General features: G+C 66.1%; 17 protein-coding genes. 6 read left to right on the top strand and 11 right to left on the bottom strand.

Annotation, left to right across the window (positions count from 1 at the left end; translation table 11 throughout):
* Nucleotides 1–38 precede the first annotated feature (38 nt).
* Nucleotides 39–638, top strand: coding sequence for a hypothetical protein (locus AC3WN8_RS10025; protein ID WP_492669265.1), 600 nt, complete (start codon nt 39–41; stop codon nt 636–638).
* 147 nt (nt 639–785) lie between these two features.
* Complete coding sequence (locus AC3WN8_RS10030) at nt 786–2075, top strand: alpha/beta hydrolase family protein (protein ID WP_492669266.1); 1290 nt, start codon at nt 786–788, stop codon at nt 2073–2075.
* A gap of 153 nt (nt 2076–2228) precedes the next feature.
* On the opposite strand, the gene AC3WN8_RS10035 is transcribed toward AC3WN8_RS10030, so the two are convergent.
* From AC3WN8_RS10035 to AC3WN8_RS10080, 10 genes are all read right to left on the bottom strand, one after another.
* Nucleotides 2229–4046 carry an EAL domain-containing protein gene (locus AC3WN8_RS10035; protein ID WP_492669267.1) on the bottom strand — a complete coding sequence of 606 codons (1818 nt, stop codon included), beginning with the start codon at nt 4044–4046 and terminating at the stop codon, nt 2229–2231.
* Nucleotides 4047–4130: 84 nt separating this feature from the next.
* A complete protein-coding gene (locus AC3WN8_RS10040; RefSeq protein ID WP_492669268.1) occupies nt 4131–4595 on the bottom strand; it encodes a nuclear transport factor 2 family protein in 465 nt (154 codons plus the stop codon).
* Nucleotides 4596–4704: 109 nt separating this feature from the next.
* Nucleotides 4705–5799, bottom strand: coding sequence for an S-methyl thiohydantoin desulfurase family protein (locus AC3WN8_RS10045; protein ID WP_492669269.1), 1095 nt, complete (start codon nt 5797–5799; stop codon nt 4705–4707).
* 34 nt (nt 5800–5833) lie between these two features.
* A complete protein-coding gene (locus AC3WN8_RS10050) occupies nt 5834–7393 on the bottom strand; it encodes a hydantoinase/oxoprolinase N-terminal domain-containing protein (RefSeq protein ID WP_492669270.1) in 1560 nt (519 codons plus the stop codon).
* A gap of 75 nt (nt 7394–7468) precedes the next feature.
* Nucleotides 7469–9538: a TonB-dependent receptor gene (locus AC3WN8_RS10055; protein ID WP_492669271.1), complete on the bottom strand. Its 2070-nt coding sequence runs from the start codon at nt 9536–9538 to the stop codon at nt 7469–7471.
* A gap of 304 nt (nt 9539–9842) precedes the next feature.
* Nucleotides 9843–12542, bottom strand: coding sequence for a LuxR C-terminal-related transcriptional regulator (locus AC3WN8_RS10060; RefSeq protein WP_492669272.1), 2700 nt, complete (start codon nt 12540–12542; stop codon nt 9843–9845).
* Nucleotides 12543–12709: 167 nt separating this feature from the next.
* On the bottom strand, nt 12710–13939 hold the full coding sequence (locus AC3WN8_RS10065) for a metal-dependent hydrolase family protein (RefSeq protein WP_492669273.1): 1230 nt from the start codon (nt 13937–13939) through the stop codon (nt 12710–12712).
* 87 nt (nt 13940–14026) lie between these two features.
* Nucleotides 14027–14974 carry a hypothetical protein gene (locus tag AC3WN8_RS10070; RefSeq protein ID WP_492669274.1) on the bottom strand — a complete coding sequence of 316 codons (948 nt, stop codon included), beginning with the start codon at nt 14972–14974 and terminating at the stop codon, nt 14027–14029.
* A 389-nt stretch (nt 14975–15363) separates the two neighbouring features.
* Nucleotides 15364–16590 carry an MFS transporter gene (locus AC3WN8_RS10075; RefSeq protein ID WP_492669275.1) on the bottom strand — a complete coding sequence of 409 codons (1227 nt, stop codon included), beginning with the start codon at nt 16588–16590 and terminating at the stop codon, nt 15364–15366.
* Nucleotides 16563–18005: an amidase gene (locus AC3WN8_RS10080; RefSeq protein WP_492669276.1), complete on the bottom strand. Its 1443-nt coding sequence runs from the start codon at nt 18003–18005 to the stop codon at nt 16563–16565. The genes AC3WN8_RS10075 and AC3WN8_RS10080 overlap by 28 nt, the downstream gene beginning before the upstream one ends.
* Before the next feature lie 61 nt (nt 18006–18066).
* Between AC3WN8_RS10080 and AC3WN8_RS10085 the strand changes: the two genes are divergently transcribed.
* The 4 genes from AC3WN8_RS10085 (at nt 18067) to AC3WN8_RS10100 (ending at nt 22837) form a co-directional block, all read left to right on the top strand.
* On the top strand, nt 18067–18660 hold the full coding sequence (locus AC3WN8_RS10085) for a CGNR zinc finger domain-containing protein (RefSeq protein WP_492669277.1): 594 nt from the start codon (nt 18067–18069) through the stop codon (nt 18658–18660).
* A 125-nt stretch (nt 18661–18785) separates the two neighbouring features.
* Nucleotides 18786–20012: a serine hydrolase domain-containing protein gene (locus AC3WN8_RS10090; protein ID WP_492669278.1), complete on the top strand. Its 1227-nt coding sequence runs from the start codon at nt 18786–18788 to the stop codon at nt 20010–20012.
* Nucleotides 20009–21253, top strand: a complete 1245-nt coding sequence (locus AC3WN8_RS10095) for an exo-beta-N-acetylmuramidase NamZ family protein (RefSeq protein ID WP_492669279.1) — start codon at nt 20009–20011, stop codon at nt 21251–21253. Before AC3WN8_RS10090 ends, AC3WN8_RS10095 begins: the two co-directional genes overlap by 4 nt.
* Before the next feature lie 33 nt (nt 21254–21286).
* Nucleotides 21287–22837: a sodium:solute symporter family transporter gene (locus AC3WN8_RS10100; RefSeq protein ID WP_492669280.1), complete on the top strand. Its 1551-nt coding sequence runs from the start codon at nt 21287–21289 to the stop codon at nt 22835–22837.
* Here AC3WN8_RS10100 and AC3WN8_RS10105 read toward each other — a convergent pair.
* Nucleotides 22834–23619, bottom strand: a complete 786-nt coding sequence (locus AC3WN8_RS10105) for a DUF2189 domain-containing protein (protein WP_492669281.1) — start codon at nt 23617–23619, stop codon at nt 22834–22836. The genes AC3WN8_RS10100 and AC3WN8_RS10105 overlap by 4 nt on opposite strands.
* Nucleotides 23620–23729: the final 110 nt, after the last annotated feature.

Consider the following 23729-nt stretch of genomic DNA (forward strand, 5'->3'; position numbering starts at 1 on the left):
GGACGAATGCGCACCGGCGCATGAGGGAGGATCGCGATATGACAGGCAGGGCGGGAAAACTGAACGGAGCGGCGCTGGCAATGCTGCTTTCGATGACGACGGGGCTGGCGCTACCCGGTATCGCGACGGCCCAGTCCGCGCCCGCGCCCGTGGATCCCTCCACCCAGGTGCCGGCACCGCGACCGGACGACGTTTCCTCGCCGCATGCGGCGGTGAAGGCGCTTTATGAGGTCATTTCGGGGGATGCGGGCGTCAAGCGCGACTGGAGCCGGTTCCGGTCGCTCTTCCATCCCAAGGCGCAGATGATTCCGACGGGAAAGAATGCGCAGACCGGCCAGGTCGGTGCGCGTGTGATGACACCGGAAGATTACGTCAACATCAGCGGTCCCAATCTCGAAAAGAACGGCTTCCACGAGGTCGAACTGGCCTATCGCGAGGAACGCTACGGCAATATCGCGCATATCTTCACCACCTATGCCGCGCGGCGCAAGGCGAGCGATGCCGAACCCTTCATGCGCGGCATCAACAGCGTGCAGCTCTATAATGACGGCAAGCGCTGGTGGGTGCTCAATATCATCTGGAGTCCGGAGACGCCGGAACATCCGATCCCGGCGGACTATCTGAAGGGCGCGAAATAGGGGAGGGCGGTGTCGCCGATCCCCCCGCTCATGTCCCGAGGTGGAATGATGACGTGTATCGGGACTATACGACACCGGCTCGCTATAAGCCGTCGCATGATGCACCGCGCCAGGCCAATATCAGCGATAGCGTCCCTGGGATTGCTGATGTTCGCGCCTTCCGTTGCCGCCCCGGCGCCGGCCGCCGCCCCGGCCCGGACGACGGAATGCGCGCCAGCCTATTACCGGCTGGCCGATGGCTCCGGCGTCGACATTGCGCCGGCGCAGGACGGCAAATATCGCTGGCGCCGGCCGGACGGCACGACGGGGCTGCTGTCTTCCACGCCGGCCGGCTCATGGTCGAGCACGCTGGGCTGGACGGAGCGGCGCGACGGCATCGCCGTCGATCTCTCGGGCTGCGGCCGGGGTGAGATCGGTTTCGCCGGCGTTGCGGGTCGGCGCCTGCCGTTCGATATGACGGAAACCAGCTTCGCCAGCGGCGATGCACAGCTTGCCGGGCGGCTCGTGCTGCCGGCGGGGCAGGGGGCTGTTCCCATCGTGGTGCTGATCCACGGATCCGAGGACAGTTCAGGCCTTCGCAATTATGCGCTCCAGCGCCTGCTTCCCGCACAGGGCGTCGGCGTCTTCGTTTATGACAAGCGCGGCACGGGCAGCTCCGCCGGCGCCTTCACCCATGATCTCCACCAGCTCGCCGCCGATGCGGCCGCGGCGCTCCGGACCGCAAGGGCGATGGCCGGAAAAAGAGCAGGGCGCATCGGCTATTACGGCACCAGCCAGGGCGGCTGGACGGCGCCGCTGGCCGCGACGCAGGGCCCGGCCGATTTCGTGATCGTCGGCTATGGTCTCGCGGTATCGCCCATGGCGGAGGATGACGAAGCGCTCGCGCTCGACATGACCCGGCACGGCTTCGGTGCCGCCGAGGTCGCCAAGGCGCAGGAGATCGGCGCCGCCGCCCAGGCGATCGCCCGCAATCGCTTCCAGTCCGGCTATGACGCGCTACGCGCCGTGCTCGACAGATACCGCAAGGAACCGTGGTTCCGCTTCGTGCGCGGCAATCTGACCGGCGTGGTGATCACCACGCCGGAGGCCCAGTTGCGCGAACAGGGGCCGCGCCTGTTCGCCGGCATCATCCCTGATTACGATCCGATGCCGGTCCTGCGAAAACTCCGAACCCCGCAACTCTGGATCCTGGGCGGCGAGGATATCGACGCCCCCTATCTCGAAACCCGCCGCCGCCTCCTCGCGTTGAAGAAGAAGGGGCGCCCGATTTCGGTGGTTGTCTACCCTCAGGTGGAACACGGCCTCTACGCCTTCGAGGTCAAGGGCGAGGAACGGCTTTCGACGCGGCAGCCAGCGTCGCTGCAACGGCTTCTGATCAGCTTCGCGCGTGGGCAACGGCTTGATGCCGCTTATGACGACGCTCGGGTGGTTCGTTAGCGGGTGAGTATGCGGGGCTCCGTCTCCGTTCCATCATGATTCTCTGCCGACCTTTTCATGTGTTCTTCGGCGCTGTGGTGATGGACGACTTGGTCAAGTCGAGCGGTCGCGGTCGGTCGCGCTTGCGATGATCGTGTAAGCGCGTAGTGCTGCCTAACCCTTGAGCCGTTCAACCAGCGCGGCGGCGCCACTTTCCGGCAGCCGAACCGTTGCGATGCCGGTGGCCGACCCCTTGGCCATCTGCTTGCCGGCCGCGAGCCGGTCGTTGACCATCTCCAGCGTCAAATGCGCGCGGGCGGCGGGCAGGTGCAGCATGCTGGCGGAGACGCCGAGCAGCGGGAAGAAGCGTTCATGCCCGAAGCGGTCGACCGCCACGATGCCGCCCGCGGCACGGTCCGCCGCTGAGTAGAGGCTTTCCGCGTCGCTCGCGAATTTGGCGCAAAGCCCGCGGATGATCTCGGCGCTGGCCGCTTCTTCCTGCGCCAGACTGACGAAGAAATCGTCGCCGCCGATATGGCCGACGAACGCGGTCTTCGCCTGCGCCTTGCGCAGCAGATCGGCGAACATCGTCAGTGCGCGGTCGCCGGCGGCGAAGCCATAGCTGTCGTTGAACGCCTTGAAATTGTTGAAGTCGAAAAAGACCAATGTCTGCGGTCCCATCCGCGACAGCATTTCCTCGATATGCTGGGTGATGCTGCGATTGCCCGGAAGATGCGTCAGCGGGTTCTGCTCGCGCGCCGTCGAGACCGCCGTTTCCGCGGCGAGGCGCAGGACCGCATGGTTGCTCAGATAGCCCGCATAACAGCCTTCGTCGGCCAGGATCAGGCCATAGGCGCTTTCCGCATCGACATAGCTGTTGACGATCGCCTCGACGCTGGCCGTGGCGTCGCCGATCGGAAAACGCCGCACCAGCTTTTCCAGCCGGGGCGTGGCGCCCTTGTTGGCGAGCAGCGCGGGGCCGAAATCGCTCAGCAGGTAACGGCGGATATCCTCTTCGGCGAGCGCCCCGAGTACGAGCCCGGTCCGGTCGGTGACCGGAATGATCCGCAGGTCCGGCGCGGCCTTGAAGGCGTTCGCGGCATCGATCAGCGGCGCGTCGATGACCAAAGGGGTGATCGGGTTCAGCAATTTTGCCACGCGGGCATTCATCTTCGGGCGCCCGGCGCCGCGCAGCGTGCCGCCGTACGACATCGCCAGTTCGTCGAGCCTCGTGGTCGGGTGCGCAATGCCGAAGCCCTGCGCCAGATCGCAGCCAAGGTCGCGCGCCATGCGGAAATCGGCTTCGGTCTCGACCCCTTCGGCGACGGTCATGAAACCAAGCGCGTGGGCGAGGCCGCACAGCTTCGCGACGATCGCCTGCTTGCGGGGATTCGATGCGATCTGGTTGATGAAGCTGCGATCGACTTTGACGTAATCGGGCTCCACGGTCATCAGCATGTGAAGGCCCGACATGCCGACGCCGAAATCGTCGAGCGCGATGCGCACGCCTATGCCGCTGAGAAGCTCGACGGCGTGCAGCAGGTTGTCCGCCGATCGTACCGGGCCTCGCTCCGATATTTCGAGGCACAGATTGCCGGCGCTGAGGCCGGAGTTGCTGAAAACGTCCCTGATCCCCTCGATCGTCGGCGGTGACCCTTCATAGCTTCGGTTGTCGACGTTGCAGAACAGCCGGGTCGATGCCGCCGCTTCGAAGCCGGCGAACTTGGTGATGGCCTTGCGCAGCAGCGCCAGATCCATCGCCCTCAGATTACCGTCCTCGGCCGCCCTGTCGAGCAGCTCGCAAATGGCGGGTGTCCCTTCGGGCAGCCGCGCCAATGCTTCGAAACCATGGACGCGCAGCGACGAGGTGTTGATGATCGGCTGATACGCGAAATCCGCGGATGCGAGCTGTGCGGCCAGGCCCGCGTCGTCCTGGCTGGCGACGGCATGGCCGATGGAGCGTGGCAATTCGGACTGGAGCGCGACCTTCATGCACCGAGCCAATAGACACGAGTGGTGAAGGAGCCCTTAGCCACATTGTCACATCACCGTCACAAATGGCGGTTTTCCAGGCGTTTAGGGTCCGGCGGGGCGCGGCTTCCTGCGCCACAGCGCGTTCACGATCACCCAGCGATCGCCGAACTGCCCGAGTTGCAGATGGTCGACGAACCAGGGCGTCTCCACCCGGACGGTGGCGATGTCCTGATCGACGCCGAGTATCTTCACCGACCGTTGCCACTGGTCCTTCGGTGTCTTGAGCGCGCCTTCGCGCGTCAGGCCGATCAACTCGTCGGAGGTCATCCGGCCGAGTGGCAACGTCTCATAGGGCGATTCACGCCGCGGGGTCCGTTTGGCGAGATCGGGATGGAGCGCATGGGTGACCCGTTCGACATCCCCCTCCAGCTGGCCGTCGACATAGTCATAGGCGGCCGCCTCGATCGCGCGTGCCGTTGCCGGATCCGCCGCACCCGCATCCTGCCCCGCCGCCGGGCTCGCAACCGCCAGAGCACAGGCGAGCAGTCCCATCATCCTTGCCGGCATAAATCCCCTCCATCATTCGCCGCCAGCAAAGCGGATCGGCCGATCGGGGTCAATCGGCCGGGCCGGGCGACGGCAATGGGTCGGGCCGCGAAGGGGGCGATGCTCAATTCTACGCCAGTTCCTCCATCGGCTGGAAATCCTCGTCCAGCCCGAACATGCGCGGCCCCAGCACCTCCAGGCTCAGCGGGGTGCGCAGCATCGCGTCTGCGGCATAACCGAGCACTTTGACGCGCTGGCCATAAGCGAGCATCTCGGCGGTCAGTGGCTCGCCGGTCTCGCGGTCGAGCATGGTGATCAGATCGGGCACGATCGTTGCCGTTTTCCCGTTCACGCGCGCGACGGTGAATTCGTTCTGGAATTCGACGATGCATTCGTCGGTCGAATCTCCGATCCCGCCGATCCGGGCATGGCCGAAATGCCAGCCGTCGCGCGTGTCGTGGACGACGTCGACGATCTTGCCGTCGAACAGGATCCGCGCGGCGCGACCGTCGCGGCTGCCCAGCACGTCGAGCAGGTCTGCGAAGATGTCGCGGCCGCCCTCGCGCGCGGTGCGGATCGCGCGGCCGATCTCCAGCGTCTGCATCAGCGTGCCCTGCACCGCGAACGCCTTGGCCTGCGCACCCGACATCGGATAGAGCGCGCCGAAGGTCAGCGCGCCCATCGCGGCGGTGATCGATCGGCACAGATCCTCCGCGGTGCGATCGTCCACCGCCTCGATCACGGCGACATTGCCGCTGTCGTCCATCACGATACACGGCGTCGCCTTGCAGCCATTGATGCTGAACGTGGTCATTTCGATATGCGGCACCGCGCGGCCGATGCCGTCGGCGTCGAGCACCGGAATACCGCTGATCGCGGACAAAGCGAGGGGGAACATCGAATTGGCGCCGCCCATCTCGGCGCTGATCAGCGCGTCGACGCGACGCCCGTAAAAGGCCTCGGCGCGCGCCAGAAGCCGCAGTAAGGTCTTGTCGCTCACCAGATGCTCGACGATCACCGTCGGCGCGCCGATCCCCGCGATCGACAGCACGAAGGCGTCGTCGGCGATCGTCTCACTCGCGATCACCTTCGGATAGCGGCCCGCCTTGATCTGCGCTTGCAGGAAAAGCTGGCCGACATAGGGGTCGCCGCCGCCCCCGGTGCCGAGCAGAACGGCGCCGCGCGCCATGTCCTTGATGTCGGTTACATTGTTCACGGTCAGCATGGTCTGTTGCTTTCTCAGGCGATCTTTGGGCGGTTCAGGCGAACATGGCGAGCGGGCCGACGGCGCGCACGCGGATCTGCACCGTTCCGCTTTTCATATGGGTCATCGGCAGTTCGACGACCTCGACGATCTCGACATCCTCGGCGCGCGCGCCGGCCTTCACGGCCTCCGCCGTCGCTTCCTCCTTGGCGCGCGCGATCGCCGCATCGCGGCCGAGGGCGGCCACATCATAGAGCTTGTCGACGCGCCCGCTGACCAATGCGATCGCCGCTCCCACGGCGTTCGCGACCGAGGCGTGATCGGGCCGCAGCACATTGGATGTGCCCTTGAGTGGCCGGCCGATCAGGATGCTGCCGCCGCCCACCAGCACCAGCGGGATGGCGTGCTGGCTGGTCTTGATATGGTCGATCGCTTCCTCGATCTGCGCATGCAGGTCGTCGAGCGCCGCCTCGACCAGCCCGGCATCGAGATGCGCGACCTTGGCGGCATCGCCGATCTCGGCCTGGCCGGCGCGCACCGCGATATCGGTCGCGGTCAGCGTGGTCCCGCCGAACACCAGCCCTTCTTCCTGCAGCCGATAGCCCACCGATGTCGGTCCGACGGTGCAGCCGGCGTCGCTGTGACGGACCAGGCTGCCGCCGCCGATGCCGATCGAGAGGACATCGGGCATGCGGAAATTGGTGCGCACGCCGCCGATATCGTTGGCGGCGGTGGTCTCGCGCGGGAAACCGCGCAGCAGGAAGCCGATATCGCTGGTGGTGCCGCCGATATCGACGACCACCGCCTCGTCGAGCCCGGTCAGGAACGCGGCGCCGCGAATGCTGTTGGTCGGCCCCGCCGAACAGGTGAAGATGGGGAAGGCGGCGGCGACTTCGGTGGTGATCAGCGTCCCGTCATTCTGGCTGATGAAGATCGGCGCATTGATCTTGAGCTCCGCCAGCGCGGATTCGAGCGATCCGATCACCTGGCCCGAAAGCTCGGCGAGCATCGCATTGATGATCGCGGCATTTTCGCGGTCGATCAGGCCGATGCCACCGACCTTGTGCGACAAAGTGATGCGCGCGTCGGGAATCTCGCTCAGCACGATCGCCGCCGCGCGTTCCTCGATATCGGGACGGATCGGCGCGAAATTGGCAGAGATCGCCACTGCCTTCAGCCCCTTGCCGCGCGCCTCGATCGCGGCGGCGCGCAACGCGTCCTCGTCGATCGGCGCATAATCCTTGCCGGTATAGAGCGATCCGCCGCCCACCATGTAGATATGGTCGCCGGCCGCCTCCACCAGATCGTCGGGCCAGCCGGTCAGCGGCGGCACCCCGTCGGCCTTGGGCAGCGAGACGCGGAAGACCGCGACCGGCGCCAGGCCGCGGCGCTGGACGAAGGCGTTCACGAACTGCGTCGTGCCGATCATCACCGCACCGATCTCGCTGCGATGTTCGCCAGCCTGATCGAGGATCATCGTCACCGCGTTGATCACCCCGCTGCGGACATCGGCGGTGGTGAAGCTCTTGGCGGTCGCGACGACCTCGCGGCCATGCATCAGCACCACATCGGTATTGGTGCCGCCAACATCTATGCCGAGCCTGTATCCACTCATGCTGTTCATGCCTGTCTACTCGCTTGAAAAAAAGGGGCGGGGGCGGCGGCATGCGCCGCCCCGCGCAGTCCGGGGTCAGAAAGTGATCTTGGCTTCGACGCCATAGGTGCGCGGCGTTCCGGGATAGCCGATCGCCACATTGAGCCCGGAATATTTGGGCTGCACATATTCGGTATAATAGTTCTTGTTCAGCAGGTTGCGGGCGAAACCGTAGAGGCCGAAGCCGCCGCGCTCGACGCCCAGCCGCAGGTTGAGCATGCCGAAGGGATCCTGCACCGCCGCATTGTCGGCGCCCCAATATTTCTTGCCCGAATGCTGATATTCGATGCGGCCGAACCCCTCGATGTCGCCGCTGATCGCGGTGCGGTATTGGAGCGAAGCGTTGAGCGTGAAGGGCGTGGTGCGCGGCGTCCGGTTGCCGATATCGGCGGGGAACAGCGTCTTGCGGATATTGGTGTCGATATAGCCGATGGCGAGCCCGGCCTCGAGGCCCTTCACCGGCTGCGCGATCGCCTCCAGCTCGATGCCCTTGATCCGCACCTTGCCGATATTGTCGATGATCTGCGATGCTGTCAGCGCGTCGACATAGAAGAACTGGTAATTGTCGACATTCATCATGAATGCCGATCCGTTGATCGTCAGGCGCCGGTCCAGCCACTGCGTCTTGAAGCCCAGTTCGAAATTCTCGAGCGTCTCGGCCTTGAACGAGGGTACGGTGACGTTGGGCGCGTTGAACCCGCCCGAACGGAAACCGGTGCTGTAGGTGGCATAGACCAGCCGGCCATTGCGCGGCTTCCAGGTCAGCGTCACCTTGGGCTGCCAGTGATCGAACGACAGGTCGCGCTTCGCGCCGGTCGTGACATTGGTCTGTTCGCGATCGTCGCTGTCGTAGCGCAGGCCGCCGGTCAGCGTCAGCGTGTCGAGAATGTCGTAATCGACCTGCGCGAAGCCGGCATAGGCCTTGTTCCGCGCGATCTCGTTATTGTCGATGATCACCAGCCCGGGCGTGTCGATCTGCGCCGGATCGCTGTTGATGTCGATGAAGCCGCGGGTGCGCAGCGCGCGCCGCGTGTTCAGATAATAGCCGCCGACCAGCCAGCGCAGCGGGCCGTTATCGGCCGAGACCAGCCGGATTTCCTGGCTGAAGGTCTTTTGCGACAGATCCTGGCCCTGGCCGAGCTGGAAGCCGAGCCCGTTGAACCCCGAAGGCGTGTCCACCGGATTGCTGAAATCCAGGTCCGCGCGGTAGATCTGCTTGAAGCGCGTATAGGCGGAGATGCCCGTCAACGTCGCGAAGCCGAAATCATAGTCGATCTTGGCGGTCAGGTCGCCGCTATGCCCCTTGGCGAAGCCGGGGATGTTGGACTGCGGATCGAGGAAATCATTGGGATCGCCAGACTTGACGACGGCATAGCCGTTGGTGCCGCCGCGAAAATCGCGATACTGGCCGCGCAGGTCGATGCTGAGCGGCTCGCTGGGCGTCAGCAGCAGCCGGCCGCGCAGCGAATAATCGTGATCGACGAAATCGGTATGGTCGCCGCGGAAACTGTTGCGGATCAGCCCGTCCGATTGCTTGTAGGTGCCCGAAACGCGGAAACGCACTATGTCGTCGACGATCGCGCCCGATACGCCGGCGGAGGTCTCCAGCGTATCGCCATTGGCATAGCTCAGATTGCCGAAGCCCGCGAAATCGTTGGTGGGTGCCTTGGTGACGACGTTGATCGCGCCGCCCACGGCGTTACGGCCGTAAAGCGCGCCCTGTGGTCCTTTCAGCACTTCGACGCGCTCGAGATCGAACAGCGCGACGCCCAGTTGCTCCTGGCTGGTCTGTGGCACGCCGTCGATGACGAAGGCGATCGGCGGATCGGCATTGGTGATCTGCGTCAGCCCGCGCATCGTGACGAAGCTGCTGGAGTAATTATTGCCGCGATCGAAGCTCATATTGGGGATCTGCGCGATGATGTCGCCCGTCGACCGGATGCCCGCGTCGGACAAAGCCTGATCGGTGAAGGCGCGCACCTGGATCGGCACATTCTGCAGCGGCTCGGCGCGCTGCTGCGCGGTGATGATGATATCGGCGGTGTCGGCACCGGCCTCGCTCTGATCCTGTGGCTCGCTCTGCGCCCATGCGGCTGTGCTGCCCATGATCGCCACCGCCGCGCATCCGGTTAGCAGACAGTGCGATATGCTTTTTCCGGTCTTCGCCATCATCCCTGACTCCCTTTTTATCTTCGGGAGCATCAGACCATGACGGGCCTCGGCTTGGCCAATCGCTTATGGGGTGGTTGCGGGCGAATAAGGGTAGCGGAACCCACACCGTTCGCTTCGAGCAGCGTCGAGCCTGTCGAGACGCGGCCGTCGAGAAGCCGCCCGGCGTCCAGGTCCTTCTCGACTTCGGTTCTCGGCAAGCTCGAACCTGCGCTCGAAGCAAACGGATGGGGGACGCCCTTCACCCGTCCTGCATAACCCGCGCCACCGCTTCCTTGCGGCTCGAAACCCCGAGCTTGGCATAGGCTTTTTTCAGGTGGAACTTGACCGTATTGTCGGTCAGCCCCAGCCGGCGCGCGATCAGCTTGTTCGATGCGCCGTCGGCCAGATGCGCGACGATCTCGGCCTCGCGGTCGCTCAGCATGTCGGGCGATCGGAATTGCGGATGCGCGTCCAGCGTACGCAGGATCGCCTCGGCATGTTTCTGGTCGATCGCCGCCTGCATCAACGCGCGGGCGCGCAGCAGCAGCGGGCGGATCGCGGCGCCTTCCTCGACGAACGCCGCCGTCACGCTTTCGGTGCAGGCGATGCGTACCGCCTCGCCGATCGCCCGGTCCGCCTCCGCGCCGTCGCCCGCGGCTTCGCTGGCGCGTGCGAGCAGCACCAGGCCCTTGATCAGCGTGCCCGTCCGGTCGCTCTGCCGACCCTCGTCGATCATCGCGCGCGCATGGTCCTGTGCCGCCATGACGTCACCAATGCGCAATGCCGCGGCAATCAGCGTGCGATTGGCCATATCGCGCTCGCGCCAGGGCACCCCGGCGCTGTCGCGCGCCGCCGATCGCCGCAGCGCGGTATCGGCGAGCAGCGCCGTTGCGGCATCGGCGTTCATCCCGCTCACCCGGTGTGCGCTGGCCAGCGCATGGAGCAGGCCGGCGCAGCACATCATCCCGCGCGCCTTCAGTCGTGCATCGGCGGTTTCGATCATGCGGATCGCGGCGTCGCGCCCGTGCCGGCGCGCAATCACGTCGGCGATCACCGGATAGGCGATGGCATAATGTTCGAACCAGGCTTCGCCCTCGCCGAACTGTTCCAGCGCCAGCCGGATCGTGTCGCCCGCGCGCTCCCGATAATTGCGCTCATGCTCGATCACCGCCAGCGTCATCTGTGTCATCGCTGCGATCACGGGCTCGGCATGGCGCCGTGTCCGCTGGTCGCGCTGCATCACCGTCGCCAGCTCGCCCGCCTGGCGAAGCTGGCCGGCGGCGAGCATGATGAGCATGTCGTGGGTGTGCAGATGCGCCTCGGCAAAACCCAGCATCCCGCTGGCTTCATAGATTTCGCGCGAACGGATGATCGACTGGCGCGCCGCCGCCAGGTCGCCGCGCTGCTGGTGGACCACGATCATCGCATTCTCGCACCACGCCCAGAGCAGCGGATAGGCGCTGGCGCGTGCCAGGATCTGCGCGATCCGCGTCTCGCAATCGCTGATCGGCCCGTCGATATAGATCAGGAAGATCAGCGCCAGTGCGTCGCATTCCACCGCGAAACGGACATCGCGCTCAATCTCTCCGTTCGCGATCGCTCGCTCGCGGACCAGGTCGAGCATCGCCAGTGCGCTGCCGAACGCCCCCGTCTTGAAATGCGCGAGCGCCGCCATCAGCTGGATGCGCGGCAGCGCCGCGACCAGTGCGGCGGGCGTCTCGCGCAGGATCGCGCGCAGCTCGCCCGCGCCATAGGCCAGGAACACGTCTAGAAAGGGCAGCGAACCGACGATGCGCGTCTGCACCGCTGCATCGCCGCTCAGCACGGCGTGGCGGACGGCGGCGGCATAGCGTTCATGCTCGCCGAACCATGAGGCCGCCTCGGTATGAAGCTGGCGGGTCTGCGTCGCCCCACGCGCGCCGCGTGCCTGTGCATAATCGGCGAGCAGCGGGTGAAGGCGATAGGCGGGCTCGCCTTCGGACGCGCTGCGCTGCACCAGGGTCGGCAGCCGCGCCGCGATCTCGGCCAATTGCCCGGCACTGTCGCTCCGGCCGCGAATGCGGTCGGCCAGCGCGGGTTCGATATAGTCGAGCGCCGCCATGTCGAGCACCAGCGCGCGCAGATCGTCGGACAGGTCGGCCAGCACCTGTTCGGCCAGATAATCCGCGACTTCCTCCACCTGTCCGCCAAAGCCCGGGGCATCGGCGTGGCGGCCGGCGCGCTCGCGCCACAGGCGATAGAGCTGGACGGCGACCGGCCAGCCCTCGGTCTGCTCGACGATCCGCGTCAGCTCGGGCGTGTCGGGCGCGATGTCGAGTGTCGCGGCGATCTCCTGCTCGTCCAGGCGCAATTCGCCGGGGTCGATGATCCTGACCGCGCCCTGCGCACGCAGCGCCGACAGGTTGAGCTGCGGCTTGCGCCGTGTCGCCAGCACCAGATGGATCTCGGCCGGCAGCGCCTCGACGATCGCGTCGATCATCTGCGCGATCGCGGGATGCTCCAGGCGTTCGTAATCGTCGACGACGATCACCAGCGGCCGCGCGAATTTCTCGAGCTGGAGCAGGATCGCGTCGAGCGTCGCCTTGGGGCTGGCATAACCCGCCTTGCCCAGCGCCGCGTCGGCCATGTTGACCCCGGCGCGGTCGAGCGACAGCGCCAGCATCTGCAGGAACAGGTCGGGCTCGCGATCGAGATCGGACGCGGTGTACCAGGCGGCTGCCAGTCCGCGCCCGGCCAGGCTTTCCACCCATTGGGCCAGCGCGGTCGTCTTGCCGTAGCCGGTCGGCCCGATCAGGATCGTCAGCCGCCCCGCGCGCGCCACGTCCAGCGATCGCTGGAGCAATGCCCGGCCCGTCGCCGCGACATGCTGCACGGGCGGGGCGATCCGCCGCAACTGCGCGCGCCGCCGGGAAAGGCCGGGGCGCGAAAGGCCCGGGGTCTCCGGTTCAGGCGCAGTCATGGGCGGTTCCGTTCAACGCTGCGCCTCCCATGCGCTCCCGATAGTCCGGCACGATGCGTCGCGCCTGTCTAGAGCGATTTGGAGTTCGATGGAATCATCGAACGACTCGCAAATCGCGGAAAACAAAAGACTAGGGCATGCGATCCGCTGGAAGCGGGTCGCATGCCCTAGCTCGCAAGCGCGTTCCGGCAAAAACGCCCGTCCTTCATGATCACGGGGATCGCCTCGGGCCGTTCGAACAACGTGACATCCTCCAGCGGATTGCCCTCCAACACCAGCAGGTCGGCAAAGGCGCCGGGTGCGATCACGCCGAGTTTGCCCGTCATCTGGATCAGCTCCGCATTCACCGAAGTGGCGGAGCGCAATATGTCGATCGGCCGGCACACTTCGCGCCGCAGGCGGAATTCGCGGGTCTGCCGGTCCATCAGCCCGCCCAGCAGATCGGTGCCGAAGCCGATGCGCGCGTCGCCCTGAACCAGCCGGTCGAGCGCGAGATAGGCCTGGTCCGCCACCTCGCGCACCTTGTCGACCATCGGCGCCGCCAGGCCCAGCCCTGGTCCCAGCGTTCGCAGCGCATCGATGATCGCCAGCGTCGGTACCGCGAAACCGTCATTCCGGACGATCGCGGCGACGCCGTCATCCTCGATCATCGTCGCATGCTCGATCGAACGCACGCCCAGCTCGACGCAGCGCAGCGCCGCTTCGTTGGTATGCGCATGCGCCATCACATAGGATCGCCGCGTTTTCGCTTCCTCGACGGCGACCGAAATCTCGGCATCGCACAGCTGGTTCATCCAGATCGGGTCGCCGGGGGAGAGCACGCCGCCCGATACGAACAGTTTGATATGGTGTGCGCCCTGGCGGAACTGCTCGCGCACGATCCGCCGCATCTCGTCCGGGCCATCGGCGACCACCGACAGCGCACCGCAATAGGCACAGGCGCACAAAGGCGCATGATCGGGCCCGCGCGGATCGCCATGCCCGCCGGTCTGGCTGATCGCGAGCCCGGGATAGAGCAGCCGGGGACCGTCGATCAGCCCGGCTTCGAGCGCCGCCGCCAGCACATGATCGCCGCCCGCCGCGTCGCGCACCGTGGTGAAGCCGCGCTGCAAAGCGCCTTCCATGATCCGCCGCGCATGCAGCGCGCGCAGCCCGGGCGCGATCGCGTCGATCCGCGCCGGATTGGGCTCGATGCCATAGCAATGGAAATGGGCGTCGATCAGCCCGGGCATAACCACGCGTCCGCCCACATCGACCCGGTCGCCGCCGATCGCGGCCGGAACCGGCCGGTCGGACACTTCGCGGATGACCCCGCCCTCGATCAGGATCGACCCGCCTTGAAGCAGATCCTCCGATCGACCGTCGAAGATCGTGCAATTCTCGAATATCACCGTCATCGTCACCTCTACCCGTCGCAGGTTTCGATCATCGCCGCTGCGATGCAATCGGCTGGACGGGTAGCGGGGGCGATTATCGGGTAGCGCCTATGTGCCTTGCGACAATGCCAGATCGGCGAGCGGCGGCCGGCCCAGCTGATAGTGATCGGCGACGCGGGCGGGGTCCAGGCCCAGCCGGGTCAGTTCGCGAAGCTTGCGAAGCAGGAGCAGGCTGGGCGGTGCGCTGATCTCGCGAACGCTCGCGTTCAGCAGATTGTCCGTCAGGACGGTCCAGCGGTTGCCGCCGAGCCGGGTCACCAGCCCCTTGGCCTGCAGCGCCTGCACCTGTCGCCAGGCGGTGGCATAGGGGATGGACAGCGCCGCTGCCAGCTCGCGCAGCGATATCGCGATCCGCAGATCGTCGGGTGGAATCGTATCGGCATATCGCCTGCTCAACACCGGATCATGTGTCACACCCCGGACCGCGACCACGGTCAATGCGCCCCATAGCAGAAAGGAGAGCAGGCTGCTTTCGGCCGGGCGATAGGTATCGATCGGCAGCAGCAGCATATCGAGCGCGCGCTCGATGATGTCGCCGATCGCGAAGCCGGGCGTCTTGTTCACCGGAAGATCGACATCGCACGTCGCGGATATGTCCTCGATCAGCCGCAGGAACAGGTCGTGGACGCCCAGATAATATTGGCGCACCAGCGCTTCGTTGGCGGCAGTGGCGGCAAGCGACACGCCCTGGGCCGAGGATGCGAATATGCCGCGGTCGATCAGCAGCTTCACATGGCGCCGGGTCGTCTCCGGCGCGCTGCCCAGCGACAGCGCCATTTTTCGCATCGTGATCGCCCGTATCGGCACGGCAGGCCGCACCAGCGATCCGCTCGCCGTCCAGTCGGGCAGGCATATCCGCGCGACGATCCCGAGCTTGACCCCCAGCATCGGCTCGTCCGGCAGCAGCCGGGCGGTGAGCTGGGTCGCGGCGATCGACATTTCGGCACGCAGCCGGGTCAACTGCCGCAGCGGCGGATCGATGGTGGAATCGGTCACCGGACCGATGTGCCCGATCGCCCATCGGGCGTCCACCTCCGCCGCGCCGATGATTGCTGGGTTCGCCTGGAAAGAGCGTCACATCCGCCATTATCCATTTTGGGGCGTTTCCGGTTTCACCTCGCCGATATCCCCGTTTATCCGGTCGGATGTGGCAACCGTCATTGGGGGAGTTGACGGTCCGTTTGCCGGTCGGCGCGGTCCGTGCCTGGGTGGGGAACAATGTACCTGGTCGATCAGGCGTAGCCTGGCGCATGTGGGACGCGCCGCACGACTGAGCGCACCAGTGAACTCCGGCGGCCTGCGCGCCGCCGGAGCATTGTGCTGACGGCCGGGGGCAACCAATCCGATCGCGCCCGCCGACAGCCATGGTCGCGGTTCCGCGCGCGTTACCGGTCCGAAGATCTGGAATTGTCGAACAGGGCGATCGCCGCGGCCGTCAGATTGGCGACAAGGCTCGCGACGATGGCCAGGCGATAGCTGTGGGTCGCATCATAGAGCAGCCCGGCTGCGACCGGACCCAGGAGCGTCCCGATCGCCACGCTGGTGTAAAGCAGCCCGATGACTCCGCTCAGCTTCGCGGTTCCGAAACGATCGGCCACGACCGACGGCAACACCGCGACCCACCCGCCGTAAAAGATCCCATAGACCACCGCAAAGGCGATGAGCGCGGTGCCGCCGGATGCAAATGCCCACAGCCCCATGGCCAGTGCCATCGCGACATAGGTGGCGACGAGAAAGCGGTCGCGGCCCAGCCGGTCGGCGACGTTGCCGAGCAGGAACCGGCCGGCGGTGCTTCCCGCCCCGATCAACGCGATCAATGCGGATGCGCTTCCGGCGTTCATGCCGTGATCTAGCGCATAGGGAATCAGGTGGACGAACGGAACGAAGGTGGCGAGGCCGCACGCCAGGCAGGCGAGATACAGGCGAAGGAATGTCGGCGTGAACACCATGTCTCGCAGGTTCGCGTTGCGATCGCGCAACTGTGCTGCACCGTCGCTTGGCGCCTCCCCGATCAGCAGCGCCATGCCGATTCCGATGATCGCTGCACCGACGCCAAGCAGCCCGAACGTCGCGCGCCAACCGAACCATGCGATCGACCAGGCTGCCAGCGGCGCGATCACCAACGTCCCCACGCCGATGCCGCTCACCGCCAGCCCCGAGGCAAGCGCACGGCGTGCGACGAACCATCGCTGGACGGCCGCGACAACGGGCACATAGGCAAGGCCGATCCCGCCGCCGACACCCAGGCCGTAAGCGAGATAGACCTCGTTCAGGCTGCGGGCACGGCTCGCCAGCGCCAACCCCATGGCCAGCAGCGCCATGCCGATAATCGCGAAGCGGCGCGCGCCCATATGGTCGGCCAACGGGCCGCTGACCGCGCCCAGCGCGAAATAGAGGAAGCCGGCAATACTGAACGCCAGTGCGAGCTCGGCGCGCGACCCGCCGAATTCCGCCTGCAGGGGCGCCATGAAGGCACTGAAACTATAAGCGCTGCCGAAACCGACAAAGGTTATCGAAAACGTCGCCGCGACGACGATCCATCCGCGTCCGGACTCGGCCGGGGCGTCGGGGGCGATCGGCGCTTTCACAGCGCGGGATGGCGACGGTGCCATGCCGTCACCGACTGATAGGCGCCCACTGCACGGAACAAGCCGGCTTCGTCGAGATCGCCCGCAACGAGCTGGGCGGCGATCGGCATCCCCGCGGCAGTGGCACCGCCGGGAAAGGTCAGGCCGGGGCTTCCCGTCAGGTTGAACGGGCAGGTGAAACGTTGAAGCGCCGCCACCAGTTCGGGCTGCGTCCCCAGCGTGCTGATCGCATCGAGCGTGAGCGGAGTCATCGGCTGCGCGGGCATCAGCACCAAGTCTACACCATATGTGGCCGCGGCCCATCGCCCGCGAAACGCGGCGCGTTCGAGAAGCGCATGCTGGTACGCCGTCGCTGAAAGCGCATGCCCCGTATCGAGCACCCAGGAAAGGACCGGGCCATAGGCCGCGCGATGCGCGGGATAGGTCGCCTCGTGCGCCACGGCGGCCTCGACCGCGCAGATCGGGAACCAGGCGGAGACGGCGGGCTCCGGATCGGGAAGGCGTACGTCGACGAGCGTGGCGCCAAGCCCCACCAATTCCCGGGCAATGCCGGCGACGACGGCCGCCACTTCGGGCGCGATGCCGGTTTCGATCCAGTTCGGATCGATGCCGATGCGCAATCCGGCCAATCCCATTTCCACTGCCCCCATTTCCACCACGCCGACATAATCGGCGACGGGCGCCTGGACCGCCGTCGGATCCAGCGGATCGGGACCGGCGATAGCCTGGAACAGATAGGCGGCATCGCGGACGCTGCGCGCCATCACGCCGACATGGTCGAGCGACGGCGCCAGCGCGAATACGCCATGGCGGCTGACGCGGCCCCAGCTCGGCTTCAGCCCCGTCACGCCGTTCGCCGCCGAGGGCCAGCGGATCGATCCGCCCGTATCGGTACCGATCGCGCCATGGCAAAGGCCGGCGGCGAGCGCGACACCCGACCCGCTGGAGGAAATGCCGGGCCAATATTCCTCCCCCCACGGATTGCGCGGCGCGGCGATGTCGGGATGATGATCCGAATAGGCGCCTTCGGTGAGCTGGCTCTTGCCGATGATGACGGCCCCGGCGGCGCGCAGGCGAGCGACGATCGTCGCGTCCTCGGCCGGCACGAATCCGCGATGGAGCGGCATGCCGGCAGCGGTTGCCTGGCCGGCGGTCCAGCACAGATCCTTGACCGCGATCGGCACGCCCAGCAGCGGCCCGACATCTTCGCCGGCGGCAAGGCGGGCATCGGCGCGTTCCGCCTGGCGAAGCGCGTCGTCGGCCATCACCGCCGCATAGCTGTGCAGGTGGCCGTCCAGTGTCGCAATGCGCGCCAGCAGACAGCGTGTCGCTTCCGTCGCCGAAATGGCGCGGCTGCGGATCGAATGGGCAAGCGCGTGCAGCTCCAGATAGTGGAGCGGCGGGGCTGCGGTGGGGGAGGGGGGCGTATTTTCGGACACCGCTTAATCCTATTTAATGGTGTCTCTTGGAGTCAACCACTAAATCGATTATACTGGTGTCATGAGACTGTCCGATCGATATGCGGTGCCGCCCGGTGCCGCGCTGCTTTACGATTTCGCCAACACGCTCGACGAGCGGCGCTATGTCGTCGACCATAGTCGCCTCGAAGGCAGCGATGCGCTCGAAACCCCGGCGCTCTTCGAAGACTGGCTCGGCCGACACGATCTGGGCGAACCCTCGGACGCCGGGGGCTGGCGGAATGCCGTCGCGCTGAGAAATGCGCTGCGATCCTATCTGGAGCTTCCGCCGCACGCGCGGTCGACCGCCGCACCGGCCCTGGACGCCGCGGCGTCGGTCTATGGCCTCAAACTGGCGGCCGACGAGAGAGGCGTGCGCCTCGTTCCGCAGGCTGGTGCCGATACTTTGGGCGTGGTGCTGGTCCAGCTCCACGCGCTCGCGGCCGGGGGACAGCTCGACCGGCTGAAATCATGTGCCGATCCGGATTGCCGCTGGATATTCCTCGACCGCTCGAAACCCGGTTCCCGGCGCTGGTGCTCGTCCACCGGCTGCGGCAATCGGCAGAAAACCCGGGCCTATCGCGCTCGCCGAAGTGGCGTGGATCAAGTCGCAGACGACGGTTTCGAAACGCGCTGACCTCTTCCGAGGTTGACCGCGCGCGTCCGACGATATCATTCTGCCACCATGAGAATGGGCGACTGCGGGCGAGGCCTGTCGGCGGCGTCCACGCGAAATATCGGGGGCGAATGAAGCACGCGAACATGATCGCGACGAGGCACCTCTGGTCGTTGGCGGCTGCGGGCTTGCTGCTTCTGTGCGGCCAGCCCGGCCAGGCCGATGCTCCGATCCGCCATCCTGTCCGGCAATTGACGATCGCGACGGCGGAGCAGGAAAAGCGCTTCGCACGCGCCTTTGCCGAAGTGGACGGCTTTCTGGCGCAGAAGGCCTTTCCGGGCGCGGTGCTCGCGGTGGGACAGCATGGCCGGCTGATCGCGCTCAAAGCCTTCGGGCGGCGCGACGTGTCCGCCGGCGCGCCGGCAATGCCGGTCGACGCCATTTTCGATCTGGCCTCGCTGACCAAGGTGGTCGGTACGACGACCGCCGCTGCCATTCTGTACGATCGCGGCCGGCTCGATCTGGATGCGCCGGTCGTCCGGTACCTGCCTGCGTTCGGGGGCACGGCCGAGCATGACCGCATCACCGTCCGCCAGTTGCTCACGCACAGTTCGGGCCTGAAAACGGGCGATCCGCTCTGGCACCACGCCAGCGACCGGCAGGGCATATTGGGCCAGATCGACACCATGGCGGTCGCCGACGCGCCGGGCACAGCCTATCGATATCAGGATGTGAACCTGATCCTGATGGGTGAGATCGTCGCGCGCATTTCCGGACAGCCGCTCGACCGGTTCCTGCGGGCGAATGTGTTCGGACCGCTCGGCATGAAGGATACAGGATTCCGGCCGCCGCATTCGAAACTGGCACGGATCGCGCCCACTGAGCAGGACGATCAGCTTCGTCACACGCTGGTGCACGGCGTCGTCCATGACGAGAATGCCTATCTGATGGGCGGCGTCGCCGGCCATGCCGGGCTGTTCTCCACCGCCGGCGACCTGGCGAAACTCGCACAGCTCTGGCTGAATGGCGGCAGTTATGGGGGCAAAAGGCTGTTCAGCGCGAGCACCGCCGCACTCTTCGTCAGACCGCAGGGCATTCCGCCGGGCAGCACGCGTGCCTTGGGCTGGGACATGCCGGCCGCGAGCGGCGGTTTCGCGGGGCCGCTCGCGTCTCCGCGCGCGATCATGCATACCGGCTTCACCGGCACGACGATCTATATCGATCCCGATCGCGATGCTTTCGTGATCCTGCTGACCAATCGGGTGAATCCGACGCGCAACACCAATCTGATCAACCAGGCACGTCCCGCGATCCATACGGCGGTGCTGACCGCGCTCGATGCGTCCGTGCCAGCCAAAGCGAAGGCACCATGATGGGACGGATGCTGATCCTGATCGTCGCGCTCCTCGTGACGATGCCGGCGCAGGCGCGCGTCCGCACGGGCATCGACGTGCTGCAGGATCAGCGCTTCGCGCCGCTGCGCGAAATGGCCGCGCGCCACGGCGGACGGTTGCGGCTGGGCATCCTCGCCAATCCGATCAGCGTCGACGGGCAGGGGCGCCGGACGATCGACGTGCTGCGCAAAGATGCGCAGGCTGCGGTGCCGGGGCTGGAAGTGGTGCGGCTGTTCGCCGGCGAGCATGGCATCGACGCGACGCAGGATGACGAGACTATCGGCAACGCCGTGGACAAGGCGAGCGGGCTGCCGATCATCAGTCTTTATGGGAGGGCCGACGCCGACAAGCGGCCCAATGCGCAGCAGCTTGCCGGGATCGATGCGATCGTCATCGACCTGCAGGATGCCGGCGTGCGCTACTGGACGTTCCAGACGCTGACCAAATATTTCCTGCAGGCGGCTGCCGCGCACAAGGTCGAGATCGTCCTGCTGGACCGGCCCAACCCGGTCAACGGCATCGCAGTACAGGGCCCGGTCTCAACCCCGGGGCGTGAGGATTATGTCACCCCTCATTCGGAGCCGATGCGCCCGGGCATGACGCTGGGCGAGCTCGCCCGGATGTTCAATGCGGAGGACAGGATCGGCGCGAAGCTTACCGTCATCCGCATGACCGGCTGGAAACGCAGCGACTGGTATGACGATACCGGCCTGTTGTGGATCAATCCCTCGCCCAATCTGCGCAGCCTGACCCATGCGACCGTCTATCCCGGCACGGCCTTGCTCGAAGGGACCAACGTCAATTTGAAAGGCGCGACAGAGCCGCCTTTCCTCCGCTTCGGCGCGCCTTGGATCAAGGGGGGCGAACTGGCCGCCTATCTCAACGCGCGGGCGATCCCCGGCGTGAGTTTTCTGCCAGTCGTCTATGTGCCGACGGGCGAGGTGCACAACCAGTTCATCGGCCAGCGCATCGAAGGCGTCGAGTTCATCGTCCGCGACCGCACCCGGCTCGACGCACCGGCGCTGGGCGTCGAGGCGGTCTCGGCCTTGTGGAAACTCTACGGCAAGACTTTCGAGATCGAGAAGGTCGACCGGCTGCTGCGCAACCGCGCGGTGCTCGACCAGATCAAGGCCGGCATCGATCCGCGCAGGATCGTCGCCGGCTGGCAGGGCGAGCTGAACCGGTTCAAGGCGCGCCGGGCGCGCTATCTGCTCTACTGATCCGCGCTCGATCGATCCCCATTGGAGATGGCCATGTCCCTGCCGTTCAGCACCCTCGATTGGGTCGTGATCCTAGGCTATCTCGCTTTGCTCGTCGCCGGCGCCTGGCTGTTCATGCCCCGGCATACCGAGAATACCCGCGATTATTTCCTGGCCGGGGGCACGGTGCCGGCCTGGCTGGCCGCGGTGTCGGTGCTGTCGGCCACCCAGTCCGCCGCGACGTTCCTGGGCGGGCCGGATTTCGGCTATCATGGCGACTTCACCTATCTCGGCACCAATCTGGGCGGGCTGCTCGGTGCGATCTTCGTCGCCAGGATCCTGATCCCGCGTTTCTATGCGGCGCGCGTCACCACGGTCTATGAGTTGCTGACTCTGCGCTTCGACGCGCGCGCGACGCGCTGGGCCGGGGGCATGTTCCTGCTCGGCCGCGTGCTGGCGGGCGGCGCGCGCGTCTATCTCGCGGCGATCGCGGTCGCGATGGTGATGACGTCGACGGTCAGCGCGCAGGGCATCATGATCGCGGCGGCCGTGCTCGTCATCGCCAGCTTCCTGTCGACATTCGTCGGCGGGCTGAAATCCGTGCTGTGGATCGACCTGGTCCAGTTCGTGATCATGGTCGGCTCCGCGATCACGGTGCTGATCTTCATCCGCCTGGCGATCCCGGCCAGCAATGCGGAGATCGTCCAGGGCCTGATCCATGCGCCGGGCGGGGTCGACAAGCTCCGCCTGTTCGATCTGTCGGCCGATCTGTCGCGGCCATTCTCGCTGCTGGCGATCGTCACGGGGATCGCTTTGCTCTACATCGCGTCGTCGGGGCTCGATCAGGACACGACCCAGAGGCTGCTGGCGTGCAAGGACGCACGGACGGGATCGCGCAGCCTGTACATGTCGGTGCTCGCCACCGTGCCGGTGGTCGCGATCTTCATCACCATCGGGCTGTTGCTCCATATCTTCTACGATCGGCCCGAACTGATGGGCGGGGCCACCGCCAGCGCGGGTCAGGCGTTCGCGGGCGAGAAGATCAGCATCTTCATGCACTATATCCTGACGCAGCTGCCCTCGGGGCTGCGCGGGCTGGTGACCGCGGGGATCATGGCCGCGGCCGTCGCCACCACCAATTCCGCGTTGAACGCGATGTCGTCGGTGCTCATCCAGGATTTCTACCGGCCGTGGCGCGAGCGGCGCGGTGCCGTTGCCGAGCATCATTATGTCCAGGCCGGCCGCGCGGGCATGGGCATTATCGGGGTGGCGATGCTGGCTGTCGCGGTGCTGTCCTTCTACTGGCAGCATTATGCAAAGCTCGGGCTGCTCGAATTCGCGCTGCAGGTGATGGTGTTCGCCTATGCCGGGCTGCTCGGCGTCTATCTGACCGCGATATTCACGCGGCGCGGCACGACGGGATCGGTGATTGCATCGTTGATCGCCGGCTTTGTCGCGGTGCTGCTGCTCCAGCCGGCGATCGCCACGGCGCTCGGCTTCCCGCCGGGGCTGCGCCATCTGGCCTTTCCGTTCCAGCTCTGCCTCGGCACCGCTATCGCTTTCCTGGTGGCTGCCGCGCCCAAAGGCGGTGGCCGAGCATCCTAACGCTCGACGATCCGCGAATAGAGGTGCCAGCTCGCATAGCCCAGGACGGGAAGGGCCACTGCAAGGCCCAGGAACAGGGGAATGCAGGCAAGCGCGAGAATGACGGCGACATAGACTCCCCAGCGCGCGACGATCAGCGGATTCCGCACAGTGGCCCGGAACGACGCTTCGACGGCCTCGCTGGCATGTGTCGACCGGTCGACCAGCATCGGGAAGGAGACCAGCGAGATCGCGAGCGTCACGATCGCAAAGCAAAGACCGGCGAGATTGCCGAAAGCGATCAGGCGCCAGCCCTCTGTGGTGGTGAACAATTGCGTGATGAAGGCGCCGATCCCTGCCGGCGCAAGCGTGCCGAGCGTCGCATCGTAAATGGCGCGGGCGACGAACATCCATCCAATGGCGATGAGCGTGAGAACCCCGGCGAGCGCCACTATCTGCCAGCGCGACGGGCCGCGCAGAGGATCGAGATAGTGCGCCCATCCGGCGTCGAGCCCTTCTTCCCGTCGCCGCGCCAGTTCGTAAAAGCCGATGGCGATTATCGGGCCCAGCAATGAGAACGCCGCCGCCATCGGGAAGATCAGCGGGATCATGTCCATGTTGAGCGCGAAGGCGGCGGCGAGCAGCGCCACGACCGGATAGATGACGCCGGCGAACAGGATGTCGCCCCGAAGCGCGAGGAAATCGTTCAACCCCTGGCGAAGCGACCAATGAAGATCCTCAACGCCGATATGGCGCAGCTTCACGGCCGATGACGGTACTGAAAAAGACGAGGCGGCGACCATAGCGAGTCTCCTGGCAAGGCAGTCTCGGGCTGCGATCAGTCAGGCTGCCAAATTGCGTACCTGCGTGGTTCGCACGCCAGATCCGCTATCCTCATAATACGCCTTTCGCG

The organism is Sphingobium sp. FW305-3-2-15-F-TSA7, from assembly GCF_058787155.1.

Excerpts from the sequence above, each read along its gene's own strand:
- AC3WN8_RS10025 (WP_492669265.1), top strand. The coding sequence starts at position 39 with ATGACAGGCAGGGCGGGAAAACTGAACGGAGCGGCGCTGGCAATGCTG.
- AC3WN8_RS10030 (WP_492669266.1), top strand. The coding sequence starts at position 786 with ATGTTCGCGCCTTCCGTTGCCGCCCCGGCGCCGGCCGCCGCCCCGGCC.
- AC3WN8_RS10035 (WP_492669267.1), bottom strand. The coding sequence starts at position 4,046 with ATGAAGGTCGCGCTCCAGTCCGAATTGCCACGCTCCATCGGCCATGCC.
- AC3WN8_RS10040 (WP_492669268.1), bottom strand. The coding sequence starts at position 4,595 with ATGCCGGCAAGGATGATGGGACTGCTCGCCTGTGCTCTGGCGGTTGCG.
- AC3WN8_RS10045 (WP_492669269.1), bottom strand. The coding sequence starts at position 5,799 with ATGCTGACCGTGAACAATGTAACCGACATCAAGGACATGGCGCGCGGC.
- AC3WN8_RS10050 (WP_492669270.1), bottom strand. The coding sequence starts at position 7,393 with ATGAGTGGATACAGGCTCGGCATAGATGTTGGCGGCACCAATACCGAT.
- AC3WN8_RS10055 (WP_492669271.1), bottom strand. The coding sequence starts at position 9,538 with ATGGGCAGCACAGCCGCATGGGCGCAGAGCGAGCCACAGGATCAGAGC.
- AC3WN8_RS10060 (WP_492669272.1), bottom strand. The coding sequence starts at position 12,542 with ATGACTGCGCCTGAACCGGAGACCCCGGGCCTTTCGCGCCCCGGCCTT.
- AC3WN8_RS10065 (WP_492669273.1), bottom strand. The coding sequence starts at position 13,939 with ATGACGGTGATATTCGAGAATTGCACGATCTTCGACGGTCGATCGGAG.
- AC3WN8_RS10075 (WP_492669275.1), bottom strand. The coding sequence starts at position 16,590 with ATGGCACCGTCGCCATCCCGCGCTGTGAAAGCGCCGATCGCCCCCGAC.
- AC3WN8_RS10085 (WP_492669277.1), top strand. The coding sequence starts at position 18,067 with ATGAGACTGTCCGATCGATATGCGGTGCCGCCCGGTGCCGCGCTGCTT.
- AC3WN8_RS10090 (WP_492669278.1), top strand. The coding sequence starts at position 18,786 with ATGATCGCGACGAGGCACCTCTGGTCGTTGGCGGCTGCGGGCTTGCTG.
- AC3WN8_RS10095 (WP_492669279.1), top strand. The coding sequence starts at position 20,009 with ATGATGGGACGGATGCTGATCCTGATCGTCGCGCTCCTCGTGACGATG.
- AC3WN8_RS10100 (WP_492669280.1), top strand. The coding sequence starts at position 21,287 with ATGTCCCTGCCGTTCAGCACCCTCGATTGGGTCGTGATCCTAGGCTAT.
- AC3WN8_RS10105 (WP_492669281.1), bottom strand. The coding sequence starts at position 23,619 with ATGGTCGCCGCCTCGTCTTTTTCAGTACCGTCATCGGCCGTGAAGCTG.